The sequence below is a fragment of the Arsukibacterium sp. genome (assembly GCF_036735525.1).
Lineage (GTDB): Bacteria > Pseudomonadota > Gammaproteobacteria > Enterobacterales > Alteromonadaceae > Alishewanella.
In genome coordinates, this window is the sequence record NZ_DAINOE010000025.1 from 21,396 (window position 1) to 43,250 (window position 21,855).

A 21,855-nucleotide genomic window follows, 5' to 3' on the forward strand; every position below is an offset into this window, starting at 1 on the left:
GCACTTGATGCTGTTATTACTTAAAACTGATCGTCACGGGCTGCGCACCTTTGGCTGGCAAATGGCCATTGCCTGGCCCTTGCTGTTTTCACTATTATTACCCTGGTTGTTCGGTTGGGCGCCGCCACTATGGCCGTTGTGGCTGTCGGCCGTTTTTGTGCTGCTGGCAGTGGGCTATCCATTCGGCTTATATTACCCCTATCGGTTATGGATGGCCTTTGCCAGTGTGATGGCCTGGATTAACACCCGGCTGCTGCTGGGATTGGTATTTTACCTGATGATATTGCCTTTGGGGCTGGTGCTACGGCTTTTTGGCAAGTTACAGTATCAACATAAACCCACTGGCGATAGTTACTGGCGAACTCCGGATAAACTGCCGTTGGCCAAAGATTTAGAGGATCCATTTTAATGCAGGAATTTTTAACTGACTTATGGGCTTTTTTGCGGGTGCGCAAAAAAATCTGGTTGCTACCGGTTATTCTGGTGCTGGCCTTACTGGGCGGCCTAGTGGTTGTGAGCCAGCAATCGGCACTGGCCGGCTTTATTTATACGCTGTTTTAACCGCTATTCGCCTGCCGGAACCGCTGCAAAAGCAGCAAAATTGGCCAAGCGTTACCTTTTGCTGTAAGCTGCACGCCCCTCAACACGAGGGCCACTGCAGCTGCGGCAGATTTTTCTCGCAGCACTTATTGCGGGAAAACGCATGCAATTTACTGATTTAAACCTGAATGAACACATATTAAAAGCCATTAGTGATAAAGGTTACACCACGCCTTCCCCTATTCAGCAGCAGGCTATTCCGGCGGTGTTATCTGGCCGCGATTTGATGGCCGCCGCGCAAACCGGCACCGGTAAAACCGCCGGCTTTACCTTGCCGTTGTTGCAAATGCTTAGTGAAGGCAGCAAAGAAGGCCGTAAAGTACAAGCTAACCAGGTGCGGGCACTGATTTTAACGCCCACTCGCGAGTTGGCGGCACAAATCGCTGAAAGCGTTAGTGTGTACGGCAAATACCTGCCACTGCGCTCAGCCGTGGTGTTTGGCGGCGTTAGCATTAACCCGCAACTGATGGCGCTGCGTAAAGGCGTGGATATTTTAATTGCCACCCCAGGCCGCTTGCTGGATTTGTACCAGCAAAATGCCATGCGTTTTTCGCAACTTGAAGTGCTGGTGCTGGACGAAGCCGATCGCATGCTGGATATGGGCTTTATCCGTGACATTAAAAAGATTCTGGCCTTGTTGCCAGCCAAGCGGCAGAATCTGCTGTTTTCGGCTACCTTTTCTAACGAAATTCGCACCCTGGCCAAAGGCTTATTACATAACCCGGCTGAAGTGACGGTAACGCCACCTAACAGTACCGTTGAAAAAATTGAGCAGTGGGTGTATCCGGTAGATAAAAACCAGAAAGCCCTGGCCTTAATTGCACTGGCCAATCAGCACGACTGGCGCCAGGTGTTGGTGTTTACCCGTACTAAACATGGTGCCAATAAACTGAGTTTACAGCTGGAAAAAGCCGGTATCAGCGCTCTGGCGATTCATGGCAATAAAAGCCAGAATGCCCGTACAAAAGCACTGGCCGAATTTAAAGCCGGTACTATCCGGGTACTGGTCGCCACTGATATCGCGGCGCGTGGTTTAGATATTGATATGCTACCGCAGGTCGTTAACTTCGATTTGCCGCATGTCGCAGAAGACTATGTGCACCGTATTGGCCGTACCGGCCGCGCCGGTAAATCCGGTCAGGCCATTTCGCTGGTCTGTGCAGATGAATCGAAAGAGTTGGCGGGCATTGAGCGGCTGACTAAGCAAACCATACCACGGCAGCTTATTGCTGGCTTTGAGCCAGTGCAGCAACTGGCTAACAGCAACCCGGATACCAAGCCATACCGGCCGAAAAAGCCAAAAGTCAAAACCGGTCATCGTGACGGCCAGCGTGCTCCGGCCAAAGCGCCAACACACTCGCGCTAACAGCTAACTTTCCCTAATGCGCCAAGTTGCAATTCTTATTGCGGTTTGGCTGCGTTAGCTTGTTATTTAGCCAATTCCTTATATACTGGAAAATCGACTATTTGCAGGAGTCGCAGATGTACGGATATATTGCCCGGCAGCCGATTTTTGATAACAATAAACAGGTGTACGGTTACGAGCTATTGTTTCGTGACGGCGAGCAGAACAGTTTTCCGAATATTGACGCTAATGAAGCAACTTCCAAGCTGCTGATGGAACATCATTTATTGATGGGCGTTGAAAAAATCGCTGCTAATAAGCGCGCCTTTATCAATTTTTCTGAAGATACCTTACTGCATCATTTCCCCACCTCCATTCATGCCGACAGCATGGTTATTGAAGTGTTGGAAACAGTACCTCCTACTGCGGAATTGCTGGATACCTGCAAGCATTTACATGGCCTGGGGTATAAGCTGGCGCTGGATGATCATGACTTCGATCCTAAGTGGGATGCCTTTTTACCCTATATTCAATATCTGAAAATCGACGTGCTGCAATTTAACTTGCTGCAAATTAGCCGCTATTTAAAGCGGGTGGCTGCTTATCCACTGACCTTGCTGGCAGAAAAAGTGGAAACTGCTGAGCAGTTTGAAAAATTGAAAATGATGGGCTTTCATCTGTATCAGGGCTATTTATTTGCCAGGCCGGAAATGATGCGCCATAAACAGTTAAGTAGTAGTAAAGTCAGTTTACTCGAGCTGATTGCCGAAGCATCCCAAGTTAAAATTGATTTTGATCACTTAGCAGAGATTTGCAGCCGAGATCTGGGCTTATCTTACAAATTATTACGCTTTATTAATAACAGCCAATTTGCCACCCGCCAACCGATTAACTCGTTAAAGCATGCGATGATTTACATGGGTGAAGCAGAGCTTAAAAAATTTATTGCCTTGCTGGCGTTAGCTAATTTACAGCAAGGTGAAGCCGATGAGCGACTGCGATTGGCTTTGGTCAGGGCGCGTTTTTGTGATCAACTGGCGCAGCAAAAAAAGCTGGCAGAAAATCCGCCCAGTGCCTTTTTAACCGGCTTATTTTCAAACGTGCATGAGTTAGTTGAACAGCCTCAAAGCGAGCTATTAGCGCAATTACCACTTCAGCATGAGATAAAAGGTGCCTTGCTGACCAAAAGTGGCATGCTCGGTATGTTTTTGCAGTTAACTCAGGCTTTTGAGCAGGCAGACTGGCCGTTAACTACTGATTTAGAGCAGCAAATTACCGGCTTATCAGAGTTAGCGCAATTGTATCTGGATGCGGTCAGCTGGGCTGAGGTCATTCTGCCGCGTTAGTTTGGTGGCTGTTGTTAGTGGTTTGCAGTTTGTCTTCTGTGCAAATTTGGTTGCGACCTTGCGCTTTTGCTTGATAAAGCGCTTTATCTGCGGTGGCAATTAACTGGTCGATGTTATCGCCAGGGTGATAGCTAGCCACTCCTATACTGGCGGTGAGGGGGAAATCACTAGTGCCCGTAAAGGGTTTTGTTGCTAAGATTTTTTGGATACGTTCAGCGACCAGAGTAGCGCCATGCAAGTTAGTTTCTGGCAGCAACACTAAAAACTCCTCACCGCCATATCGCGACAACCAATCTATTTCTCGCAAAACCTGTTTGAAGCATTGGCTGGCATGAATTAATGCCTCATCCCCCACTTGATGACCATAGTTATCATTAATTGTTTTAAAAAAATCTAAATCAATTAATAACATACTAAAAATAGATTGATGGCGTTGGGTAGTGCGAGCGTGGACAGTTAATTGTTGATGCATCACCCGTCTATTCCAAAGCCCGGTCAAGCTATCACAATCAGCAAGGGTGCGTATTTTGCTCACCAATCGTGCAAAGGCATTACCAACCATGTTTGCATTTACTACTATGGCCAATAAAACAAAAAACCACAATTGCGGCAGTGAATCTGCATGTTTTAATGATAAATAGCCACTGATGTCTTGGGGGTTTTGCAGGATTAAACCAAATCGCAACATGAAAAAAAGTGCTAATAATATAAAAGGGCTGCTAGCGAAAAGTGCGGAGGCAGTCGAAAACGCTTTATCAATGGCACGAAAATTTGCTAGTGCGGCATGCACCAGTAAGCTGCAGGCTGTAGCGGAAAAAGCAAGCCCTGCCAGCCATGCAGTTTGCAATCCCTGGTCTAACAGTAAAAGAGCCGCTATTCCTAAAGCAAGGCTAATTTCAGCGGATTTAGTAGACCAATTCAGTTTAAATAATTTTATTAAGCCGGTATAAAAAAAAAAGAAACCAACTAATATAAAGGCATCTGAGGCAAACCAAAACCAGAAAGAAGGCTGATCTGTACGTGAGTTAAATAGAAGAGTACCGGCCAGTATTAACAGGTTGGCTAAAGCAAAAAGTCGGCTTGCCAGTGGGCAAATCCGCACCACCCAGCCCATTACACACCAGGAAAAGCAACTTACTAAGGATAGTAAGGATATTAAAATAATTAAAAACCGAGCTTCGGTTGCTGTTTCCATTACTACATCTCCGTTATATAAAGACTATAGTCAGCATTAGCTGCAAAGGACAGTGAGTTAACGCCTGATGAGAAGATTTTTTTTGCATACGTATGCACCAAAAAAAGGCAGGCTCTGCTTGCTGAACTACGGTAACGTAGTAAGAAATTACGCAGGGTAACAACATGATCAATAAAATCCTATTACTGAGCCTGACCGCTGCCTGTGTGCTTGCGGCTTGCAGCAAAGCACCGGTACCTGAGTCTGAACCGGTAAATCCTAAAGCGGCTGTTGAGCTGTCAGAGCGCCATGGCAAGGTGGTGGTGTATCAGGTATTTACCCGGCTATTTGGCAACACTACTACCACTAACAAGCCTTGGGGGACGCTGGAAGAAAACGGCGTAGGTAAGTTTAATGACTTTACTGATGAAGCACTGCTCGGTATTAAGGCACTGGGTACCAGCCATATCTGGTATACCGGTGTGCCACACCATGCGGTAATACGTGATTACAGTGCTTATGGCATCAGCCATGACGATCCTGATGTGGTAAAAGGTCGCGCTGGCTCGCCTTATGCCGTAAAAGACTATTACAGCGTAAACCCGGATTTAGCGGTTGACCCGGCGGACCGGCTGGCAGAATTTAAAGCCTTAATAGAACGTACTCACCGGCATGATATGCAAGTGCTGATAGATATAGTGCCAAATCATGTGGCACGGGCTTATCAATCCTTGCACAAACCTGAAGGGGTGCGCGATTTTGGTGCCGATGATGACACCAGCGTGGAATATGCCAGGGATAACAGCTTTTACTATATTCCCGGCTCCTCTTTTCAGGTGCCAGAGTGGCCAGCCGATTATCAGGTACTGGGCGGTGAAGCTCATCCGGCGGCCGATGGCAAATTTGAGGAAACGCCGGCCAAATGGACCGGCAATGGCGCCCGTTCAGTGCAACCGGCCTTTGATGACTGGTATGAAACGGTGAAAATTAACTTTGGTGTGCGTCCCGATGGCAGTTACGATTTTGATACCCTGCCGGCAGACTATGCTGAAAAAGACTGGCAGGCGCATTATCAATTCTGGCAGGGTAAGGATGTGCCGCAGACCTGGTTAAAGTTTCGCGATATCACCCTGTACTGGCTGGATTTTGGCGTAGATGGCTTTCGCTATGATATGGCTGAAATGGTACCGGTAGAGTTTTGGAGCTATTTAAACGCCCATATTAAACAGGCTAACCCTAATGCCTTTTTGCTGGCAGAAGTGTATCAACCGCATTTATACCGCGACTACATTAAACTGGGGTTAATGGACTATCTGTACGACAAAGTTGAATTTTATGACAGCTTAAAGCTGGTGATGCAGGGTAAGGGCCCGACCTCAGCGCTGGTAGAAACCCAGCAACGCATGGCCGATATTGAACATCATATGCTGCATTTTCTGGAAAACCATGATGAGCAGCGCATCGCCAGCCCGGATTTTGCCGGCGATGCCCGCAAAGGTATGCCTGCTATGGTGGTCTCAACGTTAATCAGTACCTCTCCGACCATGCTGTACTTTGGCCAGGATGTGGGCGAGCCCGGGGCAGAAGCGGCAGGATTTGGTCAGCCCACCCGCACCAGTATTTTTGATTATATTGGTGTACCGCACCATCAGCGTTGGATGAATGGCGGTAAGTTTGATGGTGGCGCTTTAACCAGCGAAGAAGCGGCCTTGCGCGACTTTTATCAGCGGTTAATGCAATTTAGCGCTACAACACCGGCCTTAATGGGTGAGTATTACCAGCTGCATAGCGCTAACTTAGCCAATAACACCGCTTATGGTGAGCAACAGCTGGCCTTTGCCCGCTACGATGCGGCACAGCAGTTAGTGGTAGTAAGCCATTTTAATGCTGAGCATGCCACTGAGTTTGAACTGCTGTTACCTGAGGAGCTGATCAGTCAGTGGCAACTGGCCGATGGCCAGTACCGCCTGCAAGAGCAGCTGTATGGTGGCACTCATCAGCTAGAGGTAGCGTCCGGTGTGGGGCGTATTGCGGTATCACTGGTGCCTTTGGGCTCTGCCGTCTATCAGTTAGTTCGCTAAGGATACATCATGCGTATCTGGCTTAAGCTAGGAAAAGTTGTCGCCTTTTGCCTGTTATGGCCTTTGGCGGCGCTGAGTCAGCACTATCAGTCACACCAGCTGAGCGGGCAGCAGCTATTGATCAACACCGATCAGGGCCAACTGGCGCTGACGTTTTATCAGGATGCGGTACTGGAAGTCTGGCATCAGCCTGTTGGCCGGGCGCAACAGCCGTCGCTGATTATTGGTACTGCGCCAGAGCCGGTTGAGCTGTGGCTGGATGAGCAGCCGGGTGTGATGACGTTTGGCAGCCACAGCTTAAAGGTGAAAATTGAAAAAAGTCCGCTGCAACTGAGCTTTTATTATCAGGATAAGCTGATTAGCCGTGAAACCGCCGCCGCAGTAGCCAATGCAGAGGCGTTTTCACTCGATTTTGCGCTAACGCCGGACGAAAAACTATTTGGCGCCGGGCAGCGGGTACTGGGGATGGACAGGCGTGGCCACAGCTTGCCGCTGTACAATAAAGCGCATTATGGTTATGGCACTCACTCAACCCAGATGTACTTTAGCCTGGCCGGGGTGATGTCGAGCCAAAACTATATGCTGTTATTTGACAATGGCGCTACCGGCCAGCTTGATCTGGGCCATAGCGAGGCCAATACGCTGACCTTTGCTGCCCAGGGCGGGCGTTCGTCTTACCTGATAGTGGCGGCAGATAACAGCCCGCAGCTGATTGAGCGTTATGTGTCGGTCAGCGGTAAGCCACCGTTACCGGCCCGCTGGACCCTGGGTAATTATGCCTCGCGTTTTGGTTACAGAACAGAAGCGGAAGCACGCGCTGTGGTAAAAAAATTCCGTGATAAGCAGCTGCCACTGGATGCCATTGTTATCGATTTATATTGGTTTGGCCCGGATATTCAGGGCCATATGGGTAATCTGGCCTGGGATAAACAGGCGTTTCCTGAGCCAGAAAAAATGCTGGCCGATTTTGCCGCCGATGGCGTGCATACCATACTGGTGACAGAGCCCTTTGTGCTGACCACTTCTACGCGCTGGCAAGAAGCGGTGGACGCCGGCGCTATGGCTTTGGGGCCGGATGGCACGCCGAAAACCTTTGATTTTTACTTTGGCAATACCGGGCTGATTGATGTGTTTAAGCCTGAAGCCGTAGACTGGTTCTGGCAGATTTATCGCGGTTTACTGCAGCAAGGTGTGGCGGGCATTTGGGGCGATTTAGGTGAGCCCGAGGTGCATCCGGCGGATACCCTGCATCAGCTACCCGGCTTGGGCGCGCTGGCTGCCGATCAGGTGCACAATGCTTATGGCCACCGCTGGGCCGAGTTAGTGCACCAAGGGTATTTGCAGGATTTCCCTGAGCAACGGCCTTTTATTATGATGCGTGCCGGCAGTCTTGGCTCACAGCGTTTTGGCATGGTGCCCTGGACTGGCGATGTTGATCGCAGCTGGGATGGCTTAAAGCCACAAGTGGAGCTGGCGCTGCAAATGGGCTTATTCGGTTTTGGCTGGATCCATTCCGATTTAGGCGGCTTTGCCGGGGGGGAAGTGTTTGATGCTGAGCTCTATACTCGCTGGATGCAATATGGCGTGTTTCAGCCGGTATACCGCCCGCATGCGCAGGAGCATATTGCCCCTGAGCCGGTGTTTCAAGGCGATGAGGTGATTAACCGCTTACGGCCCTGGCTGGAGTTACGCTATCGGTTATTACCCTATAACTATACGCTTGCCTGGCAACACAGCCAGAGCGGCATGCCACTGATGCGGCCCCTGTATTTTGCCGATGAAAGCCAGCTGGCGCTGCGTGATGAAACCAACAGTTATCTGTGGGGAGAGGCTTTCTTAGTGGCGCCGGTGACTGAGCCTGGTGTCAGCCGCTGGCCGGTTACCTTGCCAGGCGGTGTTTGGTTTGACTATTTCAGTGCTAAGCGTTACGACCAGGCCGGCACAGTGCAGGTGCCGGTGAAACTGGATACCATACCTGTGTTGGTCAAGGCCGGCAGCTTTATTCCGATGACCCGCGCCCTTGAGCGCACTGCCGATTACCGTAGTGAGCAGCTTGAGCTGCATTATTACCATGACCACAGTGTCAGTGCGGCCAGTGGCCAGTTGTACGAAGATGATGGCCAGACGCCCGATGCCTATGCTAAGGGCCAGTATGAGTTGCTGCAGTTTGACGTTAAGGCTGCGCAACACCAGTTAGCCTTTAGCTTTAGCCGCAGCGGCGGCGATTATCAGGGCAAGCCTGACAGCCGCGAACTGACGTTACTGGTGCATCAGCAGCCACGCCGCCCTAAAGCCGTCACTGTAAATGGCCGCGATATCCGCATAGAACGGCGCTTAAGCCGCTTTAATCGCCAGCAAAATGTGGCGTACTATGATGTCGGCAAAGGGCAGCTGTGGGTAAAAATGCACTGGCAGGGTGCTGAACAGCAGCTGCAGATTACCTATCAATAGCAGCTAAAAGCCGCTGTGCAGGCCATAAGGTCAGCCTGTTCGAAGCATGGTATGAATGCTTACGCCTTAACGGCAGACGGGGCTGGTGGATTTGACGCTGCTGGCGTTGGCGGTATGCTCTGCCAATGCAGTGCTGAAGATAATCAATCAGCAAACGGCTTAGGTGTTATAGTTTTGCTACACCTCATCTGTACAAGGCAGCCGTATGCATCTGGATAAAGCAAAAAAACGCATTGCAAAGCACATCAGCAAGGATTTTCACGGGTATCCACACATTACGCTGGCCTATTTTGGCACCACAGCCGAGTGTGCCTCTGAGGTGGTGGTGCAATTTGTTGCAGCAGAAGGCGAGGCAGCGCAAGAGCAGCGCTTTGCAAGTACTCAGGACGCCCGGCAAGATGAAACCATTCAATCGGTACTGCTAAAAATTATTGAGCGCGCAGGTGCAAAAACCGTTATCCAACAACCCGGCGTGGCCATCTTAGCGCCGGGTCGCTAATTTACGGCAATACGCTACTTCTCCCCTATCTTTAGTCACTGAATGGCTTAAGTGTTTTGGCATCGCACTGGTCGTACTTGACAGCTTTATGCTTATAGGTAACCATTAGGTTACTTAATGGAGGTGCTGTGAACGAACAACAACTGGATGCGGTGTTTCTGGCGTTGGCGAATTGCAGCCGCCGCCAACTGCTGGATCTTATTGCGGCCCGCCCCGGTTGTACGCTAAGCGAGCTGCTTGACGAATTCGAGATCAGTCGGATTGGCCTGATGAAACATTTACAGGTGCTGCAAGACGCGCAGTTGGTGCTGTCTGAAAAGCGAGGCCGGCAGCGACCGCTATATTTGAATGCCGTGCCACTGCAGTTAATCCATGAACGCTGGAGCGAGCAGTATCGTGACTTCTGGGCCAACCAACTAACCCGGCTGAAATACGCGGTAGAAAGTCGCAGTATAGAGCAAAAAATAACAACGAAAGCAAAGGACAAGGTATGAATGATCCAACTCGGTTGGTCTCAAAAATAGTGATTAATGGCACGCTGGAAGCGATCTGGCGCGAGCTGACCAAAAGCGATGAGCCGCAGGCTGCAGTATTTAATGCTTGGTTGCATACCCAGGCGTTAGTGCCAGGTGCAAGTTTGCAAATGCGTACCGCTGATGGCCGGAATGTGCTGGTTATTGGTAAGGTGCTAGAGTTTGAACCACCACACCGCTTTGTTCATACCTTTCGCTTTACCCAATATGACGACCCTGAATGTACCGTTAGTTATCAGCTGGTGCAACTGGAGCAGGGCGTTGAGGTAAGCCTCATTGTCGATAATCTGCCAGTGGGTAGCCGTACCGCCAAAGAAATGACCAGTGGCAGTAAGATGATCCTTAATACTTTAAAAGCGGTGGTGGAAACAGGCAAGCCGACGCTGGGCATTCGGATTATGTATGCCATGTTCAGTAAATTGGGTTTTGTCTTGCCAAAACGCACCCGCAGTGAGCACTGGCCACTTGAATAACAAGACGCAGAACTGTTGATAAAGATGACACTGTTAAATATTGGCTGGCAGAAGCTTATAACCGTGGCTAAACTGCTTGGAAACTAAAGGGAGTCACGATTATGCAATTAGGTGCATTTTCGGTCAGTTTAGCGGTAAAAGACATTGCCCGCTCCAAGGCGTTTTATGAAAAACTTGGTTTTAACATTATGGCGGGCGATCAAAGTCAGGGGTGGCTTATTTTAAAAAACGGCACTACCGTCATCGGTTTGTTCCAGGGGATGTTCGACAAAAATATTCTGACCTTTAACCCGGGCTGGGACAGTGCTGCCAGTGAGCTGGATAGCTTTACTGATGTGCGTGATATACAGCAGCAGTTACTGGCGCAAGGTATTACACTGACGAAAGCGGCTGATGTCAGCAGTAGCGGGCCGGCGCATATTGTGCTGGAAGACCCTGATGGCAATCAGATTATGCTGGATCAGCATCGCTAACTATGCCGCGCTGGCATAACCCGGCTATTGCATTACAATGAGCAGGTGAACTCACACGCTGATAACTGCAGGAAGCCCCAGGTGTATACCGCTGATTTTAATTACAAACGCAAATTTATCGTTAAGCTGGGCAAGATGCTGCACAAATATGGCACCCCGGCTTACCGGCTGGAAGCACATCTTACCGAGTTAACCACTCATCTTGGTTTAAAAGCCTCTTATATTATTTCACCCACCTCGATGACCTTTGTGCTGTGGACAGATGGCCATGAGCAGGAATATACCCATGCGGCGCGGGTTAACCCCGGTGATCTGGATTTAGGCGCGCTGTCGCGTACCGATGAGCTGGTCGATCAGGTGTTACAGGGCCAGGTTAGTCTGCATGAAGCGGATGCACTGCTTGATGCCATAGACGCCCGGCCCAGCTCTTACGGTAAATTAGCTACTGCAATGGCAATGATGGCATCCGGTGGGGCCTTTGCCATGCTGATGGCCACCAGTTGGAATGATGTGCTCTGGTCGGCGTTACTCGCCTTATTAGTGTATCTGTTTATGCTATGGGCGCAACGCTCTCCTCGCATTGCCAATATGCTGGAGCCGCTGGTGGCATTAGCTGCCGGTCTGGGCGCTTGCGCGATTAGCAGTTATATCGACCCCGGTATTAATATCCGGCTGACGGTGTTATCGGCGATTATTTCCTTTATCCCCGGTTTGGCGCTGACCATAGGCTTTGCCGAGCTGGCGGCGCGCCATTTGGTGTCGGGCAATGCCCGCATTATGGACGCGCTAATGCTGCTGTTTAAGCTGTATTTTGGCGCATTTCTGGGTATTGCTATTGGTTTTGAGCTGTTTGGTATGGTCGATTTTGTCAAACCTGAACCGATTTCCCGACATTTTGCCTGGTTGGCGGTCGGCATTTTAGTCAGCTCGCTGATCGTACTGTTTAAAAGCCGCGGTAAATACACCCTGTGGTCACTGGCGGCGGGCTTTATCGCTTACGGTGTCAGTATCAGTGGCGCCAGCTTTTTTGATTACACCATGGGCGCCTTTTTGGGGGCTTTTGCCGTCGGCATATACAGTAATTTGTTTACTCGCTTGGCCAAAGCACCGGCCGTTATCGTCGCCATGCACGGTTTGATTGTACTGGTGCCGGGCAGTAAAACCTATATTGGTCTTAACTCGCTGATTTCTGGTCAGGATTTTGTAGTGTCAGACCGGGTTGGCCAGCAAACCTTTATGATTTTAATGGCACTGGTGGCCGGGCTGATTTTTGCCAATGTGGCTTTGCCGCCGAAAAAGAGCCTGTAACGATATAAAGTGGTAAAAAACCAGTAGTACGAAAAAAATCAGTGTGGCTGTCGAATTGACCAGGCTTCACCCGACTAACTAGGCTTATTCATTCAACAGGAGCTAGCTTATGTCTCAACAGCCATTACAACACCATCAAGCAGAGCAACAGATCCGCGATAGGGTTAATCAATACGTCAATGCTGTGCGCAGCAAGGATGTGACGCAAATCGCTACGTTATATAGCGACGATGTGGTCGCATTCGATGCAATACTGGCGCTGCAGTTCGTCGGTAAAGCGGCCTATATTGCGCATTGGCACACTTGTATGGGCTACGCCAAAGGCGATACCCTGTTTGAAGTGCATCAATTGCAGGTTACCGCCAGCGAGCAACTGGCCTTTAGCCACAGTATTAACCGCTGCGGCTGTGCCAATGAGCAGGGCAAGATGGAAAGCAGCTGGATGCGCTCGACCCAATGCTGGCGTCATAGCAGCGATGGATGGAAAATTGTCCATGAGCATTTTTCTGCACCCTTTGATGTCGACAGCGGTCAGGCGATGTTTAACCTGCAACCTTAACTTACCGGGGAGGACAGCATGAAGTATTTATGTCTGGTATACAGCGACGAGCAGCAGCTACATAGCTTGCCGGATAGTCCGCAGGACAGTGAATGCCATGCCTATGCGGAAAAAATACAGGGCAGTGGCCGTATGCTGGCGGCTGAAGCCTTAGCACCGGTCAGCAGCGCTACCACTATCCGGGTGCGCAGCGGTAAGGTCAGTATTACCGATGGTCCCTTTGCTGAAACCAAAGAGCAGCTGGCCGGCTTTTATCTGGTAGAGGCGCACGACTTAAACGAAGCCATTCAGATTGCCAGTGGTATTCCGGCGGCGCGGGTCGGCTCGGTAGAAGTGCGGCCGGTGCGCCAGCTCGGGCTATAGTGCTGATGACGCAGGCATAATTAGCATGCAGCAGCAGTTCAGCCAGTTGTATCAGCGTGAGTCACGCAAGGTGCTGGCCACGCTGATCCGGTTGCTGGGCGATTTCGACTTAGCGGAAGAGGCGTTGCACGAGGCCTTTCATGCGGCGCTTAAGCAATGGCCAGCAGAGGGCATGCCTTCGAATCCGGTAGCCTGGCTGGTGTCGGCCGGGCGCTATAAAGCCATCGATCAGTTGCGCAAAACCGCGAGGCTGACCTCGTTGCCAGATGTGCTGTGGCAACAACTGACAGCAGCAGAGGCGCCAGAGCTGGAACCTATAGCCGATGATCAGCTACGGCTGATCTTTACCTGTTGCCACCCCAGTTTAGCCAGTGATGCCCAATTGGCGCTAACCTTGCGGGAAGTGTGCGGCCTGACCACTGAGCAAATTGCCAGCGCTATGTTATGCCGTCCGGCCACCATAGCGCAGCGTATTGTTCGTGCCAAAGGCAAAATTCGAGCGGCCCGCATTCCGTACGAGGTGCCGCCAGCGTCCGAGCTGCCGGCCAGACTGGATGTGGTATTGCAGGTTATTTATCTGGTGTTTAACGAAGCCTATTCGGCATCGGCAGGCTGTCAGTTGCTGGATCTCAGCCTCAGTGACGAGGCTATCCGCCTTGGCCGCCTAATGCTGCACCTATTGCCCGACGCCGAAACCGCCGGTTTGCTGGCGTTAATGCTACTGCAGCACGCCAGACGCGACGCCCGAGTGTCAGCCACGGGTGAGCTGATCCTGCTGCCGCAGCAAAACCGCAGCTTGTGGCATGCCACTGAAATAGCCGAAGGCAGTGCCTTAGTACAGTGGGCATTGCGCACACGCCGTATCGGCCCCTACACCTTACAAGCCGCCATTGCTGCTATACATAGTGAAGCGAAAACAGCCGACGACACCGACTGGCATGAAATAACCGGCTTATATAATCTGTTGCTGCAAGCAGAGCCATCACCGGTGGTGGCGTTAAACCGGGCGGTGGCTATTGCCATGCGCGATGGCCCGGCCGCCGGCTTGGCGCTGATTAGCGAACTGGAGCGGCAAGGTGAGCTTAACCAGTATCATCTGTTATATGCTGCTAAAGCCGACCTGTTGCTTAAGCTTGGTCTGGATGCGCCAGCCCTGCAGGCCTATCAGCAGGCGCTGGTTTATTGCAAGCAGCTGCCGGAGCAGCGATTTTTGCAGCAGCAAATCGCCTCCTTGCAACGGCCAACACTATCAGCACTCAGCTGATGAATACGTATGCATAACCGCTGTTCGGCTTGCTGTATCCGGCTTTGATGCTCTAGGGTTAAAGTCTTGTGATAGTTTTGGAAACGATTATGCGTCTGCTACTGATTGTCGGCTTGTTGCTGTTACCCTTATCGCTGTCTGCTACCAGTCTTAGCGTTACCTCGCCGGATGGTAAGATTAGCCTGACGCTGGATGATGCCAGCCTAACCTATCAGGTGCAATTTAATGGCAAGCAGGTTATAGCGCCCTCCCAGCTGGGTTTTCGCTTTTTACAGTTACCGGCGATGGCCAGCGGTTACAAGATTGTCGGACATAGCCGCAGCAGTGCGGATACACAGTGGCAACAGCCGTGGGGTGAACGCGAAACGGTGCGAGATCAACATAACGAGTTGGCAGTGTCCCTCAGTCACCCTCAGCGCCAAGCGCCCTTTACACTGCGATTTAAAGTGTTTAACGACGGCCTGGGCTTTCGCTATGAAGTGCCGCCACAAGGGGTGGACAAATTAGATATTATTGACGAGCTGACAGAATTTCGCATCAGCGACAGCCAGCATACCACCGCCTGGTGGATCCCGGGTCGCGGCTGGAACCGCTACGAAATGCTGTACCGTACTACGCCACTGCATGAGCTGGACCGCGCTCATACCCCTGTTACCTTTAAACGGCCAGATGGTGTCTACCTGAGTATTCATGAAGCGGCGCTGGTCGATTTTGCGGCTATGGTACTCGATCAGCAGCGTGATGGGGTGCTAAAAAGTGATTTAACGCCCTGGTCAGACGGCATCCGGGTTAAAACCCCGGGCAGCTTTATCACACCGTGGCGCACGCTACAAATTGCCGACACGGCAGTGGGCTTACTCAATTCAGATTTAATTTTAAACCTGAACGAGCCGAATAAACTGGGTGATGTTTCCTGGGTCAAGCCGGGCAAATATGCCGGTATTTGGTGGGGCATGCATCTGGGTACGGAAACCTGGGGTAGTGGTGATAAGCACGGCGCTACGACAGACAACGCCAAACGCTATATCGACTTTGCGGCTGAGCACGGTTTTGATGGGGTCTTAGTCGAAGGTTGGAATATAGGCTGGGACGGGGAATGGTTTTTAAATGGCGCAGTGTTCAACTTCACCCAGACTTACCCGGATTTTGATTTAGCCGCGGTGAGTGCTTATGGCGCCAAAAAAGGCGTGAAACTGGTGGGGCACCATGAAACCTCGGGCCATATCAGCAACTATGAAGCGCAAATGGCCGCGGCCTATGATTTGTATGCCACACATGGCGTTAGTCAGATAAAAACCGGCTATGTTGCGGACGGCGGTCAGGCAACGCGTATTGATGAAAATGGGATAGAGCGAAAAGAGTGGCATGATGGCCAGTTGATGGTGAACCATTATTTATACTCTGTGCAGGAGGCCGCAAAACGCCAAATCAGTATTAATACGCATGAACCTATTAAAGACACGGGTTTGCGCCGCACTTACCCGAACTGGATCACCCGGGAAGGCGCCAGGGGGCAGGAGTATAACGCCTGGGGTTCGCCGCCTAATCCGCCTGAGCATACTGCCATGTTACCCTTTACCCGCATGTTATCCGGGCCAATGGATTACACCCCCGGTATTTTTAATCTGGCCTATAACGGCCTGGATGCTGAAAACCGGGTACAGGGTACCTTAGCCAAAGAGCTGGCGCTCTATGTGGTGCTGTATAGCCCTATCCAAATGGTCGCGGATTTACCAGAGCATTACGATGCCCACTCTGAGGCGTTTCAGTTTATCAAAGATGTACCGACCGACTGGGTACAGAGTATAGCGCTGCAAGGTGAGGTCGGAGACTTTGTGGTGTTTGCCCGTCAGGATAAACACAGCAAAGATTGGTTCTTAGGGGCGTTAACTGATGAATTTCCGCGGAAGATAAGTGTAAAACTAGATTTTCTGGCCAGCGGCCAGCGCTACACAGCCCAGATATACCGTGATGCAGCAACCACAGACTGGCGTACCAGGCCTTATGACATGATCATTGAACAGCAGCAGGTAACAGCGAATGACAAGATGATCTTGCCTCTTGCCGCGAGTGGTGGGGTAGCTATTCGCTTTAAGGCTCACTAAACAAAGTGGGCATGTTGTCATCTGAATGAAGCATTCGCCTACGCTGTTGTGGCGGTTTGAATACGTATTCATCTTGTGGTTGCACTAAAATGGGGTTATGAAAGACGCTAGGGGAGCCTGAGCCGCCCAATTTCTGTGCAGTGCGGGATTATAATTATTTTAAGAGCTTGAGAGATCACCACCATGCAATTAAAGCCGAACCTGAGTTTCTGGCAAATTTGGAATATGTGTTTTGGGTTTTTCGGTATTCAGTTCGGTTTTGCCCTGCAAAACGGTAACGTCAGCCGGATTTTTCAAACCCTGGGCGCCGATATGGAGCAAATCCCTATTCTGTGGATTGCTGCGCCATTAACGGGCTTAATAGTGCAGCCGATTATTGGCCATTATAGTGACAAAACCTGGACGAAGCTGGGGCGGCGGCGGCCGTTCTTTTTATACGGCGCTTTAGCCACCACGGCTGCGCTGGTCATTATGCCAAACTCACCCAGTCTGTGGTTTGCTGCCGGCATGCTGTGGATTTTAGATGCCGCCATTAACGTGACCATGGAGCCGTTCCGGGCTTTTGTCGGTGATAACTTAAATAAACAACAACGGCCAACCGGTTTTGCCATGCAAAGCTTTTTTATTGGTGTTGGTGCTGTCGTAGCGTCGGCTTTACCCTGGATGATGACAAACTGGTTTGGTGTCGCCAATACTGCAGCTGCCGGCATGATCCCGGACTCAGTGGTGTACTCCTTTTATGCTGGTGGTGCCGTGCTGTTTTTAGCCGTCGGCTGGACTATTTTCTCCAGTAAAGAATACAGCCCTGAACAACTGGCGGCCTTTGATGCGGCGGAGCAGGCAGAATTTCCCAGCACGCCAAGCGTAGCCCCGGCGGATAATTACTGGAAAAGTGGTGCCGCTGCTGTAGTAATAGGCTTAGTGGCGCTGGGTTTAGTAGCCTATTTCTCACTGGATAAGCAATTGTATCTGCTGGGGGCACTTATAGTGTCATTTGGTTTGCTGCAATGGGCGGCCAGTTGGTTTCAGCAGGCTGACAACAGGGTGATGCTGGTTGAAATCACCGATGATTTATTTACTATGCCCTCTACTATGCGACAGCTGGCCATAGTGCAGTTTTTCTCGTGGTTTCCGCTATTTGCCATGTGGATTTATACCACAGCGGCCGTGACCAGTTATCACTACGGGACCACTGATACTACCTCACAAGCTTACAACGACGGCGCTGACTGGGTGGGGGTATTATTTGCCGTCTATAATGGTTTTGCGGCAATCGCTGCCTTGTTAATCCCGTTGCTGGTTAAGCTTACCGGCACACAAAAAGCGCATGCTATAAATCTGCTGTTTGGCGCGGCCGGTTTGTTTTCATTTTTTATCATTGAAGATCCAGCCTTGTTGTGGCTGCCAATGATAGGGATAGGTATTGCCTGGGCCTCTATTTTGTCACTGCCTTATGCGTTGCTGTCTAACTGCTTGCCGGCGCATAAAATGGGTGTCTATATGGGTATGTTTAATATCTTTATTGTACTGCCGCAATTATTGGCTGCGGCGATTCTGGGTAGCCTGATTGGTTACTTCTTTAATGGTCAGGCTATTTATGCACTGGCCATTGGTGGTTGTTCTTATGTGTTTGCCGCACTGTATGTATTGCGGGTCAAAACGGTAAAAGTGGAAAGTTAATTATGTTTAAGCAATCAATGTCAGCCCTGGCGCTGGCGCTAATGCTAGCCGGCTGCTCTGACGTCCCTAAGCAGGAAGCCGTCAATGACAACGCAGCTGTCAGTGTCAGTGCTGAGCACAGTGCGCCCTGGTGGCAGGCTGCAGTGTTTTATCAAATCTGGCCGCGCAGTTTTTATGATAGCAGTGGTGATGGCCATGGTGATTTTAATGGTATGACCGCTAAGCTGCCCTATTTGCAGCAGCTGGGCATAGACGCTATCTGGTTAACGCCGATGTTTGAGGCACCGTCTTATCATGGCTATGACTTTACCGAGTTTTATCAGGTAGAAAGTGATTACGGCACTATGGCCGAGTTTGAAGCCTTTATTCGGGCTGCGGATGCCAAAGGCATGAAAGTCATTCTCGATTTAGTGATCAACCATATTTCGCGCGAGCATGAATGGTTTCGCTTATCGGCCGAAGGGGTAGCGCCGTACCGTGATTATTTTGTCTGGCGTAAAGATTTGCCGGCTGCAGGTAAAGGTTGGGGCCATGCCTGGTCTGATAATGACTTGCCTCAGGCGGTGTGGCATTTTGACGAGCGACGGGGCGAATATTATTACGCTGCCTTTGGTGCCAGTCAGCCAGATTTAAATTTAGAACATCCGGATGTGATTGCCGAGATGAAAAAAATGGCAAAGTTCTGGCTGGATAAAGGTGTCGCCGGTTTTAGGTTAGATGCAGTGCGTTTTGTTATAGAGCGCGGTCCACAGGGGCAGGCTGATTTAGCAGAAACTATCGACTACTGGCGCGACTTTAATGCCTTTGTGAAAAGCGTTAACCCAGAGGCTTACTTAGTGGGCGAAGCCTGGGTCGATTTGCCGATTGCTGCTAAATACTGGGGCGGGGGTGAAGGCCTCGATCAGGGCTTTGATTTTGAAGTGGGTTACAAAATTTTGGGCTTGCTACAGCAAGATACTGCGGTAGAAGCGCAATTCGGTACTATAAGTGGTGAGCAAAGTGGTCCGCTGCATCCGTTGCAGGACAATATACAGCGGCGGCTGGATTCAGGGGCGCCTCTGAGCTTTTTCACGCCCTTTTTAACGAATCACGATCAGGACAGAATCGCTTACCAACTGCAGCAGGATATGGCGAAAGCCAAGCAAGCTGCGGCCTTGCTCTTTACCTCACCGGGCACCAAGTACCTGTATTACGGTGAAGAAATTGGCCTGACTCAGGCCAGGGTCGGCGATGATGTTTACCGCCGTGCTCCTATGCTTTGGGATACCAGCAAGCATGCCGGTTTCAGCCAGGCAGAGCAGGTGTGGGTGCAACAGGATGACAGACTGCACAAGCGGTTTGAGCCCTGGTGGCCAGACTTTGTTGCCGCCCAGAAAGCCACCGGCCAGGGCACCGTTGCTGAGCAACAAGCGCAGCCTGACTCACTATGGAATTTATATCAGTTTTTAATCGCGCAGAAAAAACAGCGGCCAGAATTAAGGGTTGCCGGCAGTTATCAGGTATCCGAGCCTGCTACCGGTTTGCTGCAAATAGACCGCGAACTTAACGGCAGCCATAGCCGTTTACTGTTGAACCTGACCGGCACTGCTATGGATGTTAGCCGTATATTTTCGACAGAATTTGCTGTTAGCTGGGGCCATGATATGGACGATAAGCAATTACAGGCACAGGGTCTGCTTATACTACAAACGCCTTGAAGTAACTTATGCATTACCTTAAAAGCCACTGTTGCAAAGACAGTGGCTTTTTTATCAGACTAATAGCGGATGGTGATTATAAATACAGCGTATATAGTTTTGTAATGTATAGTGAGGTGCTTAGCTACTTTAGTGCAAAAGCCATTTAAGCGGAGCCTGGATGTCACATCGTGCCTATTTGTTTTCGCTGCGTATTGGCCATGCGTTGCGTGAAGCGCTGGCGGAAGGTTACAACAGGCATAAGCTGGTTAAAGATTTGCTGGCCGGAATTACCGTTGGCATTATTGCTATTCCGCTGGCGATGGCGCTAGCCATTGCTTCTGGTGTGCCACCGCAATATGGTCTTTATACCGCCATTATCGGAGGTTTTGTCATCGCCTTAACCGGCGGAGCCCGCTACAGCATTTCTGGCCCCACCGCCGCTTTTGTGGTGATTTTATACCCTATAGCGCTGAAATATGGCTTAAGTGGCTTACTACTGGCCACCGTATTGGCTGGCGTAATGCTGATTGCGATGGCGCTATTGCGCCTTGGCCGCTTAATTGAATACATACCAGAACCGGTGACACTGGGGTTTACCGCGGGCATTGCCGTGGTGATTGCTACCTTGCAACTCAAAGATCTCTTAGGCCTGCCACTGGGCCCCTTGCCCGAACATTATGTGGATAAGCTGTGGCTGCTGGGTCAGGCGTTACCGCAGAGTGCCTGGCCCAGCCTGCTGGTTTCTACCATTACCTTAGCGACCATGCTGTTATGGCCGCGCGTTAACCGCTTTATTCCCGCTCATTTGCCGGCGTTATTTATGGGGACTTTAGTGGGGGCTCTGTTGCTGTGGGCCGGCGCGGATGTGCCAAGTATAGGCTCGCGTTTTAGTTACCAGGCAGTTGATGGCACTTTGGCTGCGGGCATTCCACCGTTTTTACCCTATTTTGACTGGCCCTGGCTGCGGCCCGGCCCAGACGGGCAGCTGCTGGGTTTTAGCTGGCAATTGGTTAAAGACTTATTGGCGGCGGCTTTTGTCATTGCCATGCTGGGCGCGATTGAATCGCTGTTGTGTGCCGTGGTACTGGATAACGCCTCTGGCCGGCGCCATAGTGCGAACAGTGAGTTATTGGGTCAAGGTATAGGGAATGTGCTGACGCCATTTTTTGGTGGCATTAGCGCTACCGCGGCACTGGCACGCTCTTCTGCCAATTACCGGGCTGGCGCGCAAACACCGATAGCCGGCATGGTGCATGCGTTGGTGGTGCTACTAGGTTTGATGTTGCTTACGCCGATACTGGCCTTGGTGCCGATGGCAGCGCTGGCGGCCTTGTTATTGATGGTGGCCTGGAATATGAGTGAAGCGCCCAAGGCAATACATTTGTTAAAAACGGCGCCACGCAGCGATATTCTGGTTTTTCTGAGTTGTTTTTCGCTTACCGTCATTCTGGATATGGTTATTGCCATCACGGTGGGTATATTACTGGCCGCGGTATTGTTTGTGAAAGATATTGCCGAAATGACCAAAGTGACAGACATCAGCAAGCAGAAAAAACTGGTTGATGTAACGCTGCCAGCCGGCTGGAAAGTCTTTAAAATTAACGGGCCGTTATTTTTTGCCGCCGCAGATCGTATTTTTGCCGAAATCAGTCTGTTAAGTGCAAAGTGTCGGGGTCTGGTGTTGTATATGGATGGCGTAACCGTGCTGGATGCCGGTGGTTTGGCAGCGCTTAATAAACTGATTAGCGCTTGCGCAAAAAACCAGATCCAGCTGGTGATTGCCGATTTGCAGTTTCAACCCCTACGCAGCCTCGCCAGAGCCGGGGTGCAACCTATTGCAGGCCAGCTGCGGTTTTACGCTACGTTGCGTGAGGCCTTAGAACATATACAAACTGCTAGTGCGCAAACCGCAAATATCAAGC

19 protein-coding genes are annotated in these 21,855 nt (G+C 50.7%); 18 read left to right on the forward strand and 1 reads right to left on the reverse strand.

Annotation, left to right across the window (positions count from 1 at the left end):
* Positions 1-7: 7 nt before the first annotated feature.
* The 4 genes from V7D78_RS06920 to V7D78_RS06935 all read left to right on the forward strand — a co-directional run bounded on the left by V7D78_RS06920 (position 8) and on the right by V7D78_RS06935 (position 3,291).
* Positions 8-409, forward strand: coding sequence for an SxtJ family membrane protein (locus tag V7D78_RS06920; protein WP_333607712.1), 402 nt, complete (start codon positions 8-10; stop codon positions 407-409).
* Positions 409-561 (forward strand): DUF5989 family protein, encoded by a 153-nt coding sequence (locus tag V7D78_RS06925; protein ID WP_333607713.1) that lies wholly within the window; start codon positions 409-411, stop codon positions 559-561. Before V7D78_RS06920 ends, V7D78_RS06925 begins: the two co-directional genes overlap by 1 nt.
* Positions 562-703: 142 nt before the next feature.
* Complete coding sequence (locus tag V7D78_RS06930) at positions 704-1,966, forward strand: DEAD/DEAH box helicase (protein WP_333607714.1); 1,263 nt, start codon at positions 704-706, stop codon at positions 1,964-1,966.
* A gap of 116 nt (positions 1,967-2,082) precedes the next feature.
* Positions 2,083-3,291 (forward strand): EAL and HDOD domain-containing protein, encoded by a 1,209-nt coding sequence (locus V7D78_RS06935; protein ID WP_333607715.1) that lies wholly within the window; start codon positions 2,083-2,085, stop codon positions 3,289-3,291.
* Here the strand turns inward: V7D78_RS06935 and V7D78_RS06940 are convergent.
* Positions 3,275-4,486 carry a GGDEF domain-containing protein gene (locus V7D78_RS06940; RefSeq protein WP_333607716.1) on the reverse strand — a complete coding sequence of 404 codons (1,212 nt, stop codon included), beginning with the start codon at positions 4,484-4,486 and terminating at the stop codon, positions 3,275-3,277. The genes V7D78_RS06935 and V7D78_RS06940 overlap by 17 nt on opposite strands.
* A gap of 164 nt (positions 4,487-4,650) precedes the next feature.
* Between V7D78_RS06940 and V7D78_RS06945 the strand changes: the two genes are divergently transcribed.
* From V7D78_RS06945 to dauA, 14 genes are all read left to right on the forward strand, one after another.
* Positions 4,651-6,546 carry an alpha-amylase family protein gene (locus V7D78_RS06945; protein WP_333607717.1) on the forward strand — a complete coding sequence of 632 codons (1,896 nt, stop codon included), beginning with the start codon at positions 4,651-4,653 and terminating at the stop codon, positions 6,544-6,546.
* A 9-nt stretch (positions 6,547-6,555) separates the two neighbouring features.
* Positions 6,556-8,997 carry a glycoside hydrolase family 31 protein gene (locus V7D78_RS06950; protein WP_333607718.1) on the forward strand — a complete coding sequence of 814 codons (2,442 nt, stop codon included), beginning with the start codon at positions 6,556-6,558 and terminating at the stop codon, positions 8,995-8,997.
* A gap of 205 nt (positions 8,998-9,202) precedes the next feature.
* Positions 9,203-9,496: a hypothetical protein gene (locus V7D78_RS06955; RefSeq protein ID WP_333607719.1), complete on the forward strand. Its 294-nt coding sequence runs from the start codon at positions 9,203-9,205 to the stop codon at positions 9,494-9,496.
* Positions 9,497-9,624: 128 nt separating this feature from the next.
* The gene (locus V7D78_RS06960) at positions 9,625-9,990 is read left to right on the forward strand and encodes an ArsR/SmtB family transcription factor (RefSeq protein WP_333607720.1); all 366 of its coding nucleotides are present in this window, start codon (positions 9,625-9,627) and stop codon (positions 9,988-9,990) included.
* On the forward strand, positions 9,987-10,502 hold the full coding sequence (locus V7D78_RS06965) for an SRPBCC domain-containing protein (RefSeq protein ID WP_333607721.1): 516 nt from the start codon (positions 9,987-9,989) through the stop codon (positions 10,500-10,502). Before V7D78_RS06960 ends, V7D78_RS06965 begins: the two co-directional genes overlap by 4 nt.
* A 101-nt stretch (positions 10,503-10,603) precedes the next feature.
* Positions 10,604-10,975 (forward strand): VOC family protein, encoded by a 372-nt coding sequence (locus V7D78_RS06970; RefSeq protein ID WP_333607722.1) that lies wholly within the window; start codon positions 10,604-10,606, stop codon positions 10,973-10,975.
* Positions 10,976-11,056: 81 nt separating this feature from the next.
* Positions 11,057-12,283, forward strand: a complete 1,227-nt coding sequence (locus tag V7D78_RS06975; protein WP_333607723.1) for a threonine/serine ThrE exporter family protein — start codon at positions 11,057-11,059, stop codon at positions 12,281-12,283.
* A gap of 109 nt (positions 12,284-12,392) precedes the next feature.
* Positions 12,393-12,842: a YybH family protein gene (locus tag V7D78_RS06980; protein ID WP_333607724.1), complete on the forward strand. Its 450-nt coding sequence runs from the start codon at positions 12,393-12,395 to the stop codon at positions 12,840-12,842.
* Positions 12,843-12,860: 18 nt separating this feature from the next.
* On the forward strand, positions 12,861-13,205 hold the full coding sequence (locus V7D78_RS06985) for a YciI family protein (protein ID WP_333607725.1): 345 nt from the start codon (positions 12,861-12,863) through the stop codon (positions 13,203-13,205).
* A 25-nt stretch (positions 13,206-13,230) separates the two neighbouring features.
* Complete coding sequence (locus V7D78_RS06990; RefSeq protein ID WP_333607726.1) at positions 13,231-14,469, forward strand: RNA polymerase sigma factor; 1,239 nt, start codon at positions 13,231-13,233, stop codon at positions 14,467-14,469.
* Between the two features lie 89 nt (positions 14,470-14,558).
* Positions 14,559-16,574 (forward strand): glycoside hydrolase family 97 protein, encoded by a 2,016-nt coding sequence (locus V7D78_RS06995; RefSeq protein ID WP_333607727.1) that lies wholly within the window; start codon positions 14,559-14,561, stop codon positions 16,572-16,574.
* 183 nt (positions 16,575-16,757) lie between these two features.
* Positions 16,758-18,254 (forward strand): MFS transporter, encoded by a 1,497-nt coding sequence (locus V7D78_RS07000; protein WP_333607728.1) that lies wholly within the window; start codon positions 16,758-16,760, stop codon positions 18,252-18,254.
* A gap of 2 nt (positions 18,255-18,256) precedes the next feature.
* Complete coding sequence (locus V7D78_RS07005; RefSeq protein ID WP_333607729.1) at positions 18,257-19,951, forward strand: alpha-amylase family glycosyl hydrolase; 1,695 nt, start codon at positions 18,257-18,259, stop codon at positions 19,949-19,951.
* A 160-nt stretch (positions 19,952-20,111) separates the two neighbouring features.
* The coding region (gene dauA / locus V7D78_RS07010; RefSeq protein ID WP_333607730.1) for a C4-dicarboxylic acid transporter DauA at positions 20,112-21,855 on the forward strand (1,744 nt) is incomplete at its 3' end.